Below are 16,314 nucleotides of genomic sequence, written 5' to 3' on the forward strand. Positions count from 1 at the left end.
CGTTATTTTCCGGAGGATTCCAGCTTCAGCATATCCTGGACGATGTTGATGCCTTCGCGGAGTTCCGGATCAAGGCCGGAGGGGTATTCCGGGGAGTCGTCCAGTTCTGCCGTGGGGTCTTCCGCCAGGTGCATGAATTGTTCATTGTCCTTGTCCGGATCTGCCAGAGGCAGCTCCCTGGCGTTGACGTCGTCCAGCGTCAGGCGGTAAATTTTGTATTTGGTAGCATCTTCCTTGGCCATTTCCGCGAAGCGGATTTTGCGTTCCTTGTTGATGGATTTGCGGCGTTCTTCCAGGGCGGAGTTTTCCTGTTCCCTGGTTTTTTTGTTCAGGGAAAGCTTGTTGTCCTTGATGCGCTGTTTCATCATGGCGATGTCTTCCCTGGCGATCTGGAGGTCGCGGTCTTTTTCCACGCGCTTCGCGCTGGCGTCTTTCAGGGTGGGTAGCATGGCCGCGATGGAGGAGTCCTTTTTGTAGTTGGTGCAGGGCGTGATCTGGTCATAGGGCATCGCGTAGTCCAGAATGTCTTCTCCCAGTTCAAATGCCGTCGTAGCGGTGGGAAGCTGGATGTCGCTTTCCACGCCTTTGAGCTGGGTGGAGCCGCCCGCCACCCGGTAGAATTTCTGGGTGGTGACTTTCAGCAGGCCCGCGCGGTCCCTGGCCGCGAAGAAAGGCAGGTACTGGCCGATGTCCACAGGCTGCTGCACGGACCCCTTCCCGAAGGTGGAGTCATCCCCCACGATTACGGCGCGGCCGTAATCCTGAAGGGCCGCCGCCAGAATTTCAGAGGCGGACGCGCTGAGTTTGTTGATGAGCACCACAATGGGGCCGTTGAAGAGTTTCTGGCGATTGTGGGCGGATTTAATATCTACGTTGCCGCGGGTGTCCTTGATTTGCACCACGGGGCCGTTTCCGGTAAAGAAACCCGTCATCAGGCGCACTTCTTCCAGGGAGCCGCCTCCGTTGCTGCGCAGGTCGATTACCAGGCCGTCCACATTTTCCTTGTTCATCCGTTCCAGGATTTTTTTGACGTCCTTGGCGCAGCGGCGGTCTCCGCCTTCCATGTCTGCATAGAAGGAGGGAAGACTCAGCACGCCAATGCGGTTCCTGCCTTCCGGAGCTCCGGTAAGTTCAATGATTTCACCTTTGGCAAGTTCATCCTTCAGAGGAACCTTGGAGCGGGTCAAAGTAATGATTTTGGCCTGTCCGGGGGCGTCCGCAGGTTCTACCTTCAGGCGCATCCGGGTATTTTCGGCTCCGCGGATCATATCCACCACCTTGTCCAGCTTCATGAACAGGATATCCACCATTTCTCCGGAGTTGTCGGAGTCAATGGCAACGATGCGGTCGTTCAGCTTCAGTTCTCCGGATTTGTCAGCCGGTCCGCCCACGACGATACCGGTAATTTTGGTGGAACCGTCGTCTTCACTTCCCAGCAGGGCGCCGATGCCGGTGAGTTCCGTTCCCATGGAAATCTTGAAGCGGTCCACCTGGCGCGCGCCCATGTAATCCGTATGCGGGTCATACGTCAGGGCTACGGCGCTGAGCAGTGTTTCCGCCACGTCTTCCAGATCCGTTTCCTGAATATTGCGCTGGATGCGTTCATAACGCATAAGCAGTTTTTCCTCCGCGGGCTTTTCATTGGCCAGGGGATCGGGCTTGTTCTGTTCCTTGGCCAGGCGCGCTACGGTTTCACGGCGCAGGATTTCAGACAGGAGCTGTTCTTCCACCATGTCTTTCCAGACCTGCTGCATTTCTGCCTCATTCCTGGGCCAGGAGGCTGTTTTGCGGCGGGAACGTTCGATAGACTTGTCTTTGTCAAAGGTGAAGCCTCCCTTTTTCAGCAAATCCCGCGCATAGGAGATGCGCTGCATGGCGCGCTGGCGGTACAGGGCGTGCATGGCCTGGGCCGCGTCCATCATCTGGCCGGACATCAGGTAGTCGTCCAGCTCCTTGCCGTATTTTCTTTTGAGGGCGTCTACGTCCTGCTGGGTGAAGAATATTTTGTTGGGGTCTACCTTGCGCAGGTAGGTTTCCAGGAATTTGGCGGATAGTTCATCGCTGAATTCCTTGCGGGAGAAGTGGAAGTTCTGGAGCAGAAGGGACATTTGCTTGCCCACCTGGTTGAAGTCCGTAGCCGCAGAGGCGCAGGAAGTGATGGCTGCTGCGGCCAGGGCCGAGAACGCGGTGAGTCTGATCCAACGGAATGAGTGCATGTTCATAACGGAAAAGGGGGCGTTTTTTCCCATTTGGGGAAAAGCTGGCGCTGGGATGTGAGTGTTACTGATTTGCAGGTGATTGTCTATCTTATAAAACGTCCACATGACGCTATTTTGATCTCCTTGTTTCCGGAAGGGGGGCAGGAGTAAATGGAACCCGGTTCATCCGTAAATGTCTGACGGTGGCGGGAGCGGCCCTGCGCGGCGCAGGAGAAGGAAAGAAGAGAATTCATGGGTGGATAAATCCACCATAAAGTTTGAAATTTTGCGCGGAAGTCCGGCATTTGTCATATTGGAATTGCATGGAAATGGCTTTTTCCCCGCATGCCTGTCCGCCGATTGTTGTCGGGCGCTTTCGTTTGGTTTTCCGTTGCTGCATCCCTCCCGGAGAGGGAAAGGCGGCGGGATGATTGCTTTCCTGTTCGCGGCGGAAGGGGAGGGAGCGCGGACGTTTTCTGAAGAGCCGCCGCAGGAAAGGAAGCATTTCAGGATTGAGGTTGCAACGGTTTTCTGTACACTTCGCGTGATGATGAGCATACCGAATCGGGACAAGAATTTTTCCGGAAGCAAGATGGGGGTTCTGCTGCAGCGTTCATTCAGCACCGTGGTTTTGCTTGGGTTGCTGGCCGGGGCTCTGTGGTGGGACCGCGAATTTGGATATTACGGTCTGGTTTGCATCTTCTGTATTCTGGCCGCCTGGGAATGGCGGCACATGCTGCTGCGTTCCGGCAAAGCCTCCCAGCCTAACTTGGGCTTTTTTTTCGGGGTGGCGTATCCCGTGTTGCTGTCCTGGTCATGCTGCATCACCAAATTCCGGGAAAGCGCCCTGGCGGAACAGGTTACTTTCCTCATCCCCCTTCCTCTTCTGGTGGCGCTTGCCGCTCCGGTTCTCCTGGTAGTGATTTCCTTTATCCGTGAGATGAAGCGCCCGGTGGACGGAAGCAGGGCGCTCCGTTCCGTGGGTACGACGCTGCTTTCCTTTATTTATCCCGTCTGGCTGTTCTCTTTTGCCATTCTGGCCCTGCATCTGGCATATATGAGGGCGGGGTATGTTTATCCGGCCATTGTCATGTGTGTGCTGTGGGTCATTCTGGTAACGAAGATGGCGGACATTTTTGCCTATGTGAGCGGGTTTTTGTTGGGGGGCCGCATTTTTTCCCGCAGGCTTATTCCCCACATCAGCCCCAAGAAGACGTGGGAGGGCATCCTCGGTTCCTGGGCGCTGACGAATGCGGCGGCCATAGGGCTGGTTTTCCCGATGTTCGGAATTTCCGCCCTGTCCATCAACCAGGTGCTGATGCTGATGGGATGCATTTCCTTCATTTTTCTGCTTTCCGTTTACGGGGATCTGGCCGGATCCCTGGTTAAACGCAGCCTGGCCATCAAGGATTCCGGTTCCCTGCTGCCGGGGATTGGCGGAATTTTTGATCTGATTGACAGCCCTTCCTTCACCGTGCCGTTTTTCTGGTTCCTGCTGGCCTGCATCGGCTGAATGTCCCCGGCGCGAACGGATTCCCTGTAACCCGGTATGGTTTTTTCTTCTCTCCCCATTGAGGAAATCCGCGGAGAATTGCTGGACGCTCTGCGGGTTCCTTCTCCGCGCATTTTGTTGAAAGCTCCTACTGGCTCCGGCAAGTCCACCGGCGTTCCTCCCATGATGGATGACGCCGGGCTGGGAGAGCGCGGCCTGATTGTCGTTGTGCAGCCCCGGCGGATGGCCGCTCGTCTGCTGGCGCGGCATGTGGCCCGGCTGCGCGGGGTGGAGCTGGGAAAAGAAGTGGGGTATGCGGTGCGTTTTGAACGGCATATTTCCTCCCGCACCCGTATCGCGTATGTGACGGACGGCATGCTGGAGCGCTGGCTGACGGAACGGCCCACCCTGGAAGGGGTGAGCGCCGTGGTGTTTGATGAGTTCCATGAACGGAGCCTTTCCGGGGATTTATCCCTGGGGCGTGTGCTGGATCTGCAGGAAGGGCCGCGCCGGGATCTGGCCGTGGCGGTGATGTCCGCCACACTGGAGATATCCGGCCTGCGGGAATATATGGGAAGTTCCTGCCGGGTTCTGGAAGCGCAAGGCAGGCAGTATCCCGTGGAAATCGTTTACCGGGCCCCCCGCCTGGTCAGTGACGGACGCGGCAGGGTGGCGCCTCCCCCCATATGGGAGCAGGCGGCGGATGTTGTGCGGGAGGCGGTGAGGGAGGACGGCTGCGGGGATGTGCTGGTATTTATGCCGGGCGTGTATGAAATACGGAAAACGGTGGATCTGCTGGCAGGAAAGCCGTGGATGGGCGGCAGGGACGTTTTCCCCCTTTACGGGGCTCTGACGCCGGAGCAGCAGAATCGCGCCGTGGAGCGGGGGGAGATTCCCCGTGTTATTGTTTCCACCAATGTGGCGGAAACTTCCCTGACGATTGAGGGGGTGCGCACCGTGGTTGATTCCGGGCTGGTGCGCCGGTCCGGCTGGGATCCGTACCGGGGGATGGATACGCTGCATCTGGTGAAGATTTCCAAGGCGTCCGCCGCCCAGCGCGCGGGCCGTGCCGGGCGCGTGGCTCCGGGGCGCTGTTTCCGGCTGTGGAGTGAGGCGGAACAGGCCCGGAAGGAAGATTTTGACCCGCCCGAATGTTTCCGGGTGGATTTGGCCGGGGCCGTTTTGAATTTGGCTGCCTGGGGCGTCAACGTGCCGGAAAATTTCCGTTGGCTGGATGTTCCTGCCCCTCTGGTGATGCAGCGGGCAGTAAATTTGTTGGCTGCCCTGGGCGCTACGGAGGCGGACGGAAGCCTGACGGATACGGGAAAAAGGATGACCGCTTTTCCCCTGCCGCCCCGGCTGGCCCGCCTGATGGTGGCCGGGCAGGATGAGCAGTGCGCCGTGGAACTGGCCGCTATTGCTGCCCTGATGCAGGGAGAAGGTGTTGCGGTGAAGGGTGGGCTGAACGATCATTTGCGCGATTCCGCGGATTACACGGATTTTCAGGCGGAGTGGCGCGCGGTGGAGAAGGCTGTGGAGGCCGGTTTTGGGGCGGGGACGTGTACCCGCTGGGGCATTTCCGCCCGCGGGGCGCGGGAGGCATGGATGGCATACCGGCAGCTTCTGTCCGTCGGCAGCCGGGGAAAAGTCCGGGAAACGCCGGGACCGGATTTTACGGCGGCGCGTCCTGCCGTAGTCCGTGCGATGATTGAGAGTTTTGCGGACCATGTGGGTGTTCGAAATGGCGTGGCCGCCAATACATGCCGCATGGCCGGCGGTGTGGGCGGCAGGCTGGCGGAAGGAAGCGTGGTGTTTCATGGGGAGCATTTTGTGGCCGCAGAGGTGGCGGAATTGTCCGGGAAGGCGGTGGAAACCCGTGTGGGACGCTGTACGCTTGTTGCGCCGGAAGATTTGCGTTCCATTTGGCCGGAACGTTTTTCCTGCGGGGAGGTAGCCGTCTTCGATGCCGCTTTGCGCCGCGTGCGTCTGCGCCGGAGGCTGATGTATGGAGATCTGGTGCTGGAGGATCGTGACCGCGGAGATGCTTCTCCGGATCTGGCCGCCCCGGTTCTGGCGGAAAAGGTAGTGGACGGTACCCTGAAGCTGGTGAAATGGAATGATGCCGTGGAACAGTGGATACGCCGTCTTAATGGTTTGAGCGTTTGGATGCCGGAACTGGAGCTGCCCCGTTTTTCGGAGGAGGACAAGCTGGTCGCCATTTCCCTGGTCTGTGAAGGGGCCGTAGGTTATAAGGACATCAAGGAACGGGAGATTCTTCCCGTGCTGAGGGATTGGCTTTCCGGCTGGCAGGCGAAGGCGCTGGACGATTATGCGCCGGTAAGCCTCACGCTGCCCAACGGCCAGCATGCCAGGGTCAGGTACGGGGAGGATTCCTCCCCGGTGATCAGTCTGACGGTGCAGCGCCTGTTCGGCGTGGCTGTTTCCCCGCGCATTGCCAACGGGGCCGTCCCCGTGATTGTGGAGGTGCTGGCTCCCAGCCAGAGGCCGTGGCAGGTAACGGGTTCTCTGGAAAGTTTTTGGCGGAACGGCTACGGGCAAATGAAAAAGGACCTGGCGGGGCGTTATCCCCGGCACCGCTGGCCCGACCCCGGGGAGCTGGATTTCCTGTCACGCTCCCGTTGATAAGGAGAAAGGATTTTTCTGTAACAAAACAGTAGCAAAATCGACCGTTTCCGTGTAAAGAGGCGGTGGTGCAGCTCGCGGACGCCCTCCGCCCACCATTCACAAGAGACAGTTATGGACTCAATCTACTGGATTATCATCACGGCCCTGTTGCTTCTGGCGGCATTTGACTTGATCAACGGCGTAGCGAATGACGCCGTCAACTTCCTCAATTCCGCTATCGGTTCCAAGGCCGCTCCCGTGCGGGTGATCCTGACCGTGGCTTCCATCGGCGTGCTGGTGGGGGCCTGCTTCTCCGGAGGCATGATGGAAGTGGCCCGCAACGGCATTTTTCACCCGAACATGTTCAGTTATCATGAAGTGATGTTGCTCTTCCTGGGGGTGATGATCAGTGAGGTGATCCTGCTGGATACCTTCAATACGTTCGGATTGCCTACGTCCACCACCGTTTCCCTGGTGTTCGGTATTTTAGGGTCTTCCGTAGCGACGGCCCTGTTCAAGATTTCCAAACTCCGCCTGGTTCAGTCTGTGTGGGATTTCATTAATACGGACAAGGCTTTTGAAATTGTCACCAGCATTCTTCTTTCCGTAGCCATCGCCTTTACGGTAGGCACCATCGTCATGTGGATTTCCCGTCTGGCGTTCACGTTTAAATACCAGTCCCGATTCAAATGGTTCGGCTGCTTCTGGTGCGGCATGGCCATGACGGCGATCGCCTATTTCGCCGTTTTCAAGGGCCTGAAGGAATCTACCCTGATGGAACCCTCGTTCATCCAATACATTGACCAGAATCTGGGCATGGCCCTGCTCACGGCCTTTGGCGGTTTTTCCGTGCTCATGTTCCTGCTCCAGCATTTGTTCATGACGAATATCCTGCGCCTGACCGTTCTGGCGGGCACTTTTTCCCTGGCCCTGGCCTTTGCGGGCAACGACCTGGTGAATTTCATCGGCGTTTTCATGGGCGGCCTGGATTCCTTCCAATACGCCAGAGGTGTGGCGGCGGCCGGAGGCTCTCCCTCATCCATCCTCTCCATGGAGTGTCTGATGCCGGGGCAGGGCATGCCGGTAAACCATTACATTCTGTTCGCCGCAGGCTGCATGATGATTTTTGCCCTGTGGTTCTCCAAAAAGGCGAAAACGGTGATCGCCACCGGCGTGGAACTTTCCAGACAGGGTGAAGGCGGTATTGAGCGTTTCGGCTCCGTTCCCCCCGCCCGCGCCATTGTTCGCAGCGCTATCGCCCTGGGACGCGGGGTAAAAAGGCTTATTCCCGCCCGCATGCTGGTACGCATGAACCACCAGTGGGATCCCGCCCCCCAGCCTTTGAATCCCAAGGACCGGGTAGCCTTTGACCTGATTCGAGCCACGGTGAACCTGACGGTCGCTTCCCTGCTGATCGCATGGGCTACGGGCAAGCAGCTCCCCCTTTCCACCACGTATGTGACATTCATGGTGGCCATGGGGTCTTCCCTGGCGGACAAGGCATGGGGCAGGGAGAGCGCGGTTTACCGCGTGACTGGCGTGCTGACGGTGATTTCCGGCTGGTTCATGACCGGGCTGGCTGCCTTTACGCTGGCTGCCATCATGGCTACCATCCTGCATTACGGGCAGGTTTACGCCATCTTCGGCCTGCTGTTCCTGGTCGTTGTCATTCTGGTGAAGTCCACTATCATGCACCGCAGGCGGGAGAGTAAGCTTTCCGTAGAGCGTTTTGACCAGATTACGGAAGAAAATATTCTGGATGTATGCAGCCACCAGATTGTGGACAGCACGCTCAAGCTGCGGGAGATTTACAATGACACCGTGGAAAACTTTTTCCAGGGAGACAGGAAGGCCCTGAAGGAACTGGCGGATGCCGCGGAACGGCTGGCCATGACCAGCAGCGAGCATCACAAGTACGATATTCTCCCTATCCTGTACAAGATGCAGTCCCGCTCCCTGGATATGGGTTACCACTTTGTGCAGGCCCTGGAGCATTTGAACGAAGCTACGCAGAGCCTGTCGCAATTTTCCGAGTCCATCTTTACGTACGTGGATAATAACCACACGCCGTTTACGATTGACCAGGTGGACGATCTGAAGGAGGTGCATGCCGCTCTCATCAAGCTGCTGGATGAATATTGCAAAATGCTCCAGACGGGGACGTACATTCAGTTCGATTACACGATGGTGGCCCAGGAACAGCTTCTTCAACTGGTGGCGAAGGCCACCAAGCGCCAGATCAAGCGGGCTCAGCGCAACCAGACGCGCACCCGTTCCTCCCTGCTTTATCTGAACATGCTTAATGAGATGAGGTTCATGGCCGTGCAGGTGCGGGCCCTGACCAATGACGAACGAAACTTTGTAGCGGCCTAAAGCGGCGGTTCTCTGTTTTTTTCACGGGAGGTAAAAAATTCTTGAGCGTTTAGTTCATGAGGGTATGTTGAATGAACAGGGATGTTCGATAAGGGAGGAACGAGAGCTTTCCTTATCACCAAGAATAGCCCTGATTTCATAGGTAGTTAGTTGGAGCGGCTACGGGAGAAATTCCGTAGCCGCTTTTTTGTTGCCCCGGGGCTTGTGTCATACAAAAGAAGTAATGTTTGAACATATTTGCCGGGCGTTTGTCTTACCCATAACGGTTATGATCCGGATGCAGTGAAAGAGAGAGCGCTTCATCCACTTAAGGACTCGGCCGTCTTCATAGGTAGTTAGTTGAACAGCAGCCCCGGCGAAGGGATTCGCCGGGGTTTGTTCATTTCCGGAACATGTGTTCCGGGGACGTAAACAGCTGGGCGGGAGCGGGAAAGAAAAATAGGCAGCGTTTTGCCGCGGGGTTTGATTGACGTGTGGGACGCGTCAGGGCATAGTGGCAGGGTATGAAGAGAGCGTTTTGCGTGATAGCCGGTGCGTGCAGCCTGATTGGATGGGCTCCGGCGGACGAGACGGGCATGAACAGGGTGCTGGAGGATTGGCGGATGAGGCAGTCCGACTGGGAATCCGCATTGAAAACGGCTGAAAGCGCAGAAAAAAGGGCGGAATTAATGGAGAACCGTCCGGATGCCGTTCCGGTGGCTCGGGAATTATGGAGGCAGGCTGGGAGCGACCTTCAGAAGTCCGAAACTCAAAAACCCTGCCTTCTTCCGGCTGTCGTCTGGTTCCTGAATCATCCCCAGGCTGTAGCGCAGGCGTTCCCGAATGGAGATATGGCCAGAAAGATTGTCGTGTTTTGCCTGGATTCCCTGGAAAATACGCTGTTCCGGGAACAAGGGGCGGGGAAGGCGGCGTATGCCCTGAGCAATTCCCGCGACCTGCGCTGCCGCGTTATTCTGGAACAGATCAAGGATTACAACCAGTTCCCGGAGGACCAGGGCTTGGCTTCCCTGGGACTGGCCATGGTGATGAAGGAAACGACAGGGATGCTTCAGGATGACGTTAGGCTGGTGGCGGCCCGCGGAAAATTGCTGAAAGACGCCATTATCAAATGCTATGATTCCAGCTTCGGCCCTATTCCTGTTCAGGATATTGTGAAGGAGGAACTATACGAAATACGTAATCTCAATATCGGGCAGACCGGGCCTGGAATCAGCCTTCCTTCCACCGCGGCGGCCGGAAATGTGACGCTCCCTTCCGGGGATAAGCCCGTGCTGGTAGTTTTTTGGGATCCGCAGGATATGCGTTCCGTTCAGTTTTTGCAAAAAGCCGCGTCTCTCCGGAAAGAGTTTCCCGGTTTGACGGTGATGCCGGTGGCTCCCGGAAAGAGGGAGAACGTGGAAAAGGCCCTGTTGAACTTGAAAATGGATATGCCTTCCCTGGTGGATGAAAAGGCGGCGGCGTTTAAGGATTACCGGGTGAGGCTCACCCCGCGCGTGTATCTGCTGGACCCCGCGGGGAAAATCCTGATGCGCGGCACGCCGGATATGCTGTTTGACGCCAACCTGTACGCAGTCATGGGCAAACTGGAGGGAAAGAAGAAAGAAATGCCGGATGGGAAAAAGGTCCCCTCCACACCTGCTTCCTCCAAGCCTGTTTCTCTGCCGGCCAGGATTAATTCCCCAGATACGCGCGTTCCCTCCGCTTCCCGGCCTGACAGGCTGCGGCACGCATTCCCTTCCTCCCCCTCCGGTGCGGAGGAAGATTCTCTTTCCGCTCCTCCTTTGAGGCCCATGCCTGAATGATCCGTTTCATGGAGGGGATTCTGTTGAGAAAGGCCGCGGAGGCCGTGGCCCGGGTTCTTTCCGGAGCAGGACACACCGTATATTTTGTGGGCGGCTGTGTCCGGGACAGGTTGCTGGGATATTCCGTGAAGGATATCGATATTGCCACCTCCGCCCGTCCGGATGAGGTGTTGCGCCTGTTTCCGGATGCCTGGGAAGTGGGCGCCGCCTTCGGCGTGGTGCTGGTCCGCCGAGAAGGTTTTTCCTTTGAAGTGGCAACCTTCCGCAGAGACGGCAGCTACAGGGATGGCCGGAGGCCGGAAGCCGTCTGCTTTACGGATGCGGAAGAAGATGCCCGGCGGCGTGATTTTACCATGAACGGCCTTTTTGAAGATCCGTTTTCTTCTCCTCCGGGCCGTGTGGTGGATTATGTAGGCGGAGTGGAGGATATACGGGCCCGCGTATTGAGATGCATCGGGGAGCCGGACCGCCGTTTTGAAGAAGATTCCCTGCGGCTGATGCGCGCCGTACGTTTTGCCGTTACCAGGGAAGTTCAGGTGGAGAAGGAAACTTGCTCCTCCATTTTCAGGAACGCGCCGCTGCTGGCCCGGATTGCCCCGGAACGCATCCGGGAGGAACTGGACAGGATTTTATTGTCTCCCGGAAGGAAACGGGGCGTGGAAATGCTGGTGGAAACGGGGTTGATGAAGCATATCATTCCGGAAATATACGATATGATAGGCTGTACGCAGCCTCCCCAATGGCATCCGGAAGGGGATGTATACACCCATACGCTGATGATGCTGGACGCGCTGGGAAGGGACGGTTCCCCCATGTCTTTGGAGCTGGCCCTGGGGGTTCTGCTGCATGACATCGGGAAGCCCCCCTGCCGCCAGGTGGATGAAACGGGACGCATCCGTTTTTCCGGCCATGACAAGGAAGGCTCTTCCATGGCCAGGGTCATTTTAAGAAGGCTGAAATATTCCAATGCCGTGGTGGATGCGGTGTGTTCCATGGTGGAGCGCCATATGCGCTTCATCAACGTGAGGCAGATGAGGAAATCTACGCTGCGAATGTTCATGAACGCTCCTCATTTCCGGGAGGAACTGGAACTCCACCGCCTGGATTGTCTTTCCTCCAACGGATTGATGGACAACTGGCAATTTGTCAGGGACTTCATGGATTCCTACCGGAATGCCCCTCTGGTGCCTCCCCCGTTGGTGACCGGGCGTGATCTGGTGAACCTGGGGCTGTCCCCGGGGCCTGGTTTCGGGAAATGGCTGTCCCGTCTGCAGGAGCTTCAGTTGGAGGGAACGCTCCGGACCAGGAAGGAAGCCCTGCTGCAGCTGGGACAAATTGCTCCGGTGGAACAGAATGCGCTTGCAGAATACCTGGAAAAGTTAGCATTATAAGCGTCAATATTTGATCATTTCAACTCATGCGTCCTGTCATTTATCAACTATTTGTTCGTCATTTTTCCAATATGGAGACCCACGGAGTTGACTGGGGGAGCCGGGAAACGAACGGGTGCGGAACTTTTAATGGAGTGACGGATAAAGCATTACGTGAAATAGCGCGGATGGGTTTTACGCACATCTGGCTGACCGGGGTGCTGAGGCACGCTACGCAGACGGCCCATCCCGGGCTGGCCGCCCAGCCGGAATCCATCGTAAAAGGCCTGGCCGGAAGTCCCTATGCGGTGGTGGATTATTTTGACGTGGATCCGGATCTGGCCTCCTCCCCGGAGAAGAGAATGGATGAGTTCAAGGCGCTGGTAAAGCGTTGCCGGACGGTGGGGCTGCTGCCGATGATCGACTTTATTCCCAACCATGTTTCCCGCGCTTACCTGGCGGACTGGGACGGGCATGACGATTTTGGAGAAGGGGATGATCCCCATACGTTTTTTTCTCCGGAGCAGGGGTACTTTTACCTGACCTCCAACAGCCCTGGGGACGGGCCTCCCCTGCGTCTGCCGGACGGCCTGTTTGAAGGGGAAATGACTTTCGGCCGCGTGACGGGCAATAATGCCGTTACATGGAATCCCGGCAAGTACGACTGGTATGAAACGGTCAAGCTCAACTACGGCTATAACTTTATGGCCGGTCTTCCGGCCCTCCGCCTGCTGCCGGGGTGGACCAGCCCCAAGCAGCATGTGCCCAAGACATGGCGCATCATGGACGATATCCTTTCCTTCTGGCAGAGCCTGGGCATTGGCGGGTTCAGGTGCGACATGGCCCAAATGATCCCCATGGCCTTCTGGAAGTGGGCCATTTCCCGTTCCCGGGTGCGTCTGCCGGATGTGTTTTTCATGGCGGAGGCATACAACGACCACATGAAAACCACACCCGGCGATCCTTGCGCCGCCCTTCTGGATGCCGGATTTAATGCCGTTTACGATTCCGACTGTTATCATCTGGCGCTCCATATGTACACGGGAAATAACTGGGCCAATGACTTCGACCGCCTTTTCCGAAGCAATCCCATCTACATGACCCACGGCGTCCGCTACGTGGAGAACCATGATGAAACGCGCGTGTGCTCCCCTCTTTCCTGGGGAGGCGTGGGCCCTGTCGTTTTGCCGGCAATCATGACGCTGGTGTATGCCTCCGGGAGCGGTCCTGTGCTGGTGTACAACGGGCAGGAAGTGGGGGAACGGGCGGAGGGGCCCGGCGGTTTTGGCGGCCATGACGGGCGCACCAGCATTTTTGACTATACCTGCCTCCCCAGGCTCCAGCCCTGGGTGGCGGATGGCCGGTTTGACTCCTCCCTGCTGCCGGAGGAATCCGCAGAGCTGAGAAACTTTCATCGGCGGCTTCTTCCCCTGATGCAGCATCCGGCGCTGGACCGGGGAGATTTCTACGGCCTGAACTGGGCTAATATGAAAAACACCACGTTCGGCAGGGAACCGGCGGAAGACACTTCCGGCCACTGGGTGTATGCCATGCTCCGGCATGATGCCCGCGCCAGGGCTACCGTGCTTGTGGTGGGAAATCTTTCTCCCAGCATTAATTTCTACAATCTGCGCATTTCCATTCCGCAGCATGCTTTCTGCTGGTGCGGCATCCAGACGGATCGTGTGCGTGTCAGAAACCTGATGGACGCGGAGGATGAGGACAGGATTTTTGAGCGGCGGGAATTGATGGACCGCGGGCTGTCTTACCCCCTGAAACCGGGTCATGTGGGCGTGCTGGAACTGTCTGCCGTTTAGAGAAGCATTTCCTCCGGAGGGAAGCTGTTGCCTTTGCCGATATTTTTTGCTCTGCTGGGCGTTTTTATAATGACGGGCGGTTTTTAATTCGGTATAGTCCCGGAAATTCCTATGATTAGACGTTTCCCTCACTCCATGTCTGCCATTCAGCAAATTGCCATGGCGCTTGCCGTTGCCGGTATTGGAGCCGGCCAGGGGCTGGCCCAGGAAGGGGCAGGGGCCGCACGCCGGGCTGCAGCCCGGATGGAAGAGCAGGCTCAGGAATCCATGCTGCTGTTGGGGCAGGCGCGTCAGCAATATTCAGAGGGCAAGTACCAGGAAGCCCTGGACAATTACCGCAGAAGCCTGACTGCGCTGCCCAAATCCCCCAACATGGAGAAGCGCCGCCGTTTCCTGGAAACCAGCATCGCGGATGCCAGCGTGGCCGTGGCTCAGGAATATGTCAAAGCGGGGCGTTACGATGAGGCCGTCAAGCTGCTGGAAGATGCCTTGAAAGCCACTCCGGACCATGCCCTGGCCAGACGCACGTTGGAAATAGCCCGCGACCCGGTGCGTACGAATCCGGCCTTGTCCCCGGAACACGTCAAAAATGTGGGGGAAGTCAACCGTCTGCTCCACCTGGCTTTCGGCTATTATGAACTGGGCCAGTACGATGCGGCCCTGAAGGAATTCACGTCCGTCCTTAAGACGGACCCTTACAATACGGCGGCGCGGCGCGGCATGGAACTGGTTAACCGCGCCAGAACCGCTTATTTTGGCGCTGCCAGGGATGAAACCCGCAGCAGCGCTCTGGCGGACGTTTCCAAACAGTGGGAGATGCCCGTTCCTTTGACGGAAACTCCGGAGGAACCCGCTTCATTCTCTCGTCCGTTGGACAACCCGGTGGTGAATGTGGACCAGAAACTGGGTATGATCCGCCTGCCCCGTGTGCAGCTGGACGGCGCGACGGTTCAGGAAGCCGTGGATTATTTGCGCAGCCAGGCCAGGACGCATGATGCCGCTGCCATGACTGAGGCGGAACGCGGCGTGAATATTTCCGTGGATCCCGGCCCAGCAGACAGCGTTTCCGCCAGGGATGCCGCCGCCAAAAGAATTACGCTTAATCTTCAAAATGTACCGCTTCGTGAAGCCCTGGAATACGTGGCGCGCGCATCCGGCCTTATTCTGCGGACCAATGCCTTTGGCGCGGAGCTGGTATCCAGTTCAGACGGAACTTCCTACATGGTCACCAAGTCCATTACCCTTCCGCCGGGCTTCTTCTCCGGATTGTCAGAGGCTTCTGACGCCGACGATTCAGACCCGTTCAGTTCCGGTGATTCCGGTTCTTCCGGCATGACCCTGAAACGGGTGGATCCGCAAAAGGCGCTGGCTTCCATGGGGGTGAAATTCCCGGAAGGCAGCTTTATTAAATACAACTCGGGTAACTCCACTCTTCTTTTTCATGGCACGCCCAGGGATTTGAGCATGCTGGAAGAGCTGGTAGCGTCCAGAACTGCGGAACAGCCTCTCCAGGTGGTGGTCAGCGCGACTTTTCTGGAAGTCAATCAGACGGATTTGGAGGAATTGGGCTTTAACTGGATCGTCAATCTGAACCTGGATCCTACCAAGTGGTTCATGGGCGGCGCGGGAACCGATAAAAATGGCTATAACAATTCCGTGCTGGACAGCGCCGCCAGTGTGGCCGGAGCCGCCGCCCCGGTGGGAGTGGTGGGCGGGCTGCGTTCCGGCAGCCAGGTGTTTACGGAAAATAGCATTGACAGCATGATTGAACGCGGCACTTCCGCCAGAAGTTCTGATGCAACCTATGTTCCCGGCGGAGCTCCCAGTATCGTCACTTTGCGCGGCATGTGGAGCCATGCGGATATCACGATGATTATGCGCGGCTTGAGCCAGAAAAAAGGCACAGACATCATGCAGCATCCTTCCGTGATTGTGCGCCCCGGTGAAAAAGCCTCCTTCTTCAGCGGCAGGGAACTGATTTACCCTACGGAATATGATCCGCCTGAAGTTCCCAACAGCACCGGCAATAATAATGACTGGGGCGACGATGACAATAACGGCGGCGGTATTCCGGTCATGCCCATGACTCCCGCCCACCCCACTGCCTTTGAAACCAGGCAGCTCGGCACGATTTTCAATGTGGAAGTGACCGGCATCAGCGATGACAAATCCATCGTGGAAATGACCGTGGTGCCGGAAATCGTGGATTTTGACGGCTTCATCAACTACGGCACATCGCTTTTCGTTCCCATGGTCTCCCAGGAAAAGGACGCAAAGGAAGATGTCGTCATGGTGAAAACTTCAGACAACTTCATCCTCCAGCCCGTGTTTTCCACGCGGCGCCTGACCGCTCCGGTGCGCATAGCCACCGGCAATACGCTCGTCATCGGCGCCTTGAAAAAATCCACTTCCATTACGTACGAGGATAAAATTCCCGTTCTGGGGGATATTCCCTGGGTGGGGCGCCTGTTCCGTTCCAAGGGCTCCAAGGAACAGCGCAAGGCCATCATTATCATGGTAAAGGCGGAAGTGGTGGATCCGGGCGGCAAGAAGCTTTACACGCCGGATACTTCCATTCCGGACGAGGAGGCCCCGGCAGGGGCCGCTCCGCTCCCCGCCCTCAGCAATGCCCAGTAA

At 57.3% G+C, this 16,314-nt stretch carries 8 protein-coding genes; 7 read left to right on the top strand and 1 reads right to left on the bottom strand.

Features of this window, described 5'->3' with window-relative positions; genetic code table 11:
* Positions 1–2 precede the first annotated feature (2 nt).
* Complete coding sequence (locus B3075_RS08815) at positions 3–2,222, bottom strand: carboxy terminal-processing peptidase (RefSeq protein ID WP_290492074.1); 2,220 nt, start codon at positions 2,220–2,222, stop codon at positions 3–5.
* Positions 2,223–2,745: 523 nt separating this feature from the next.
* Here B3075_RS08815 and B3075_RS08820 point away from each other — a divergent pair.
* The 7 genes from B3075_RS08820 (at position 2,746) to B3075_RS08850 (ending at position 16,314) form a co-directional block, all read left to right on the top strand.
* Positions 2,746–3,711, top strand: a complete 966-nt coding sequence (locus tag B3075_RS08820) for a phosphatidate cytidylyltransferase (RefSeq protein WP_290487915.1) — start codon at positions 2,746–2,748, stop codon at positions 3,709–3,711.
* Positions 3,712–3,747: 36 nt separating this feature from the next.
* A complete protein-coding gene (gene hrpB / locus B3075_RS08825) occupies positions 3,748–6,333 on the top strand; it encodes an ATP-dependent helicase HrpB (protein ID WP_290487916.1) in 2,586 nt (861 codons plus the stop codon).
* A gap of 114 nt (positions 6,334–6,447) precedes the next feature.
* On the top strand, positions 6,448–8,688 hold the full coding sequence (locus B3075_RS08830) for an inorganic phosphate transporter (protein WP_094136466.1): 2,241 nt from the start codon (positions 6,448–6,450) through the stop codon (positions 8,686–8,688).
* 503 nt (positions 8,689–9,191) lie between these two features.
* Complete coding sequence (locus B3075_RS08835; protein ID WP_290487918.1) at positions 9,192–10,490, top strand: TlpA family protein disulfide reductase; 1,299 nt, start codon at positions 9,192–9,194, stop codon at positions 10,488–10,490.
* An 8-nt stretch (positions 10,491–10,498) separates the two neighbouring features.
* Positions 10,499–11,881, top strand: coding sequence for a CCA tRNA nucleotidyltransferase (locus tag B3075_RS08840; protein WP_290487920.1), 1,383 nt, complete (start codon positions 10,499–10,501; stop codon positions 11,879–11,881).
* A gap of 71 nt (positions 11,882–11,952) precedes the next feature.
* Entirely contained in the window at positions 11,953–13,677 is a 1,725-nt protein-coding gene (locus B3075_RS08845; protein ID WP_290487922.1) for an alpha-amylase family glycosyl hydrolase, read from the top strand.
* Positions 13,678–13,812: 135 nt separating this feature from the next.
* Positions 13,813–16,314, top strand: a complete 2,502-nt coding sequence (locus B3075_RS08850; RefSeq protein WP_179218399.1) for an Amuc_1098 family type IV pilus outer membrane protein — start codon at positions 13,813–13,815, stop codon at positions 16,312–16,314.

Source organism: Akkermansia sp. UBA7090, from assembly GCF_002493465.1.
Classification (GTDB): Bacteria; Verrucomicrobiota; Verrucomicrobiia; order Verrucomicrobiales; family Akkermansiaceae; genus Akkermansia; species Akkermansia muciniphila_A.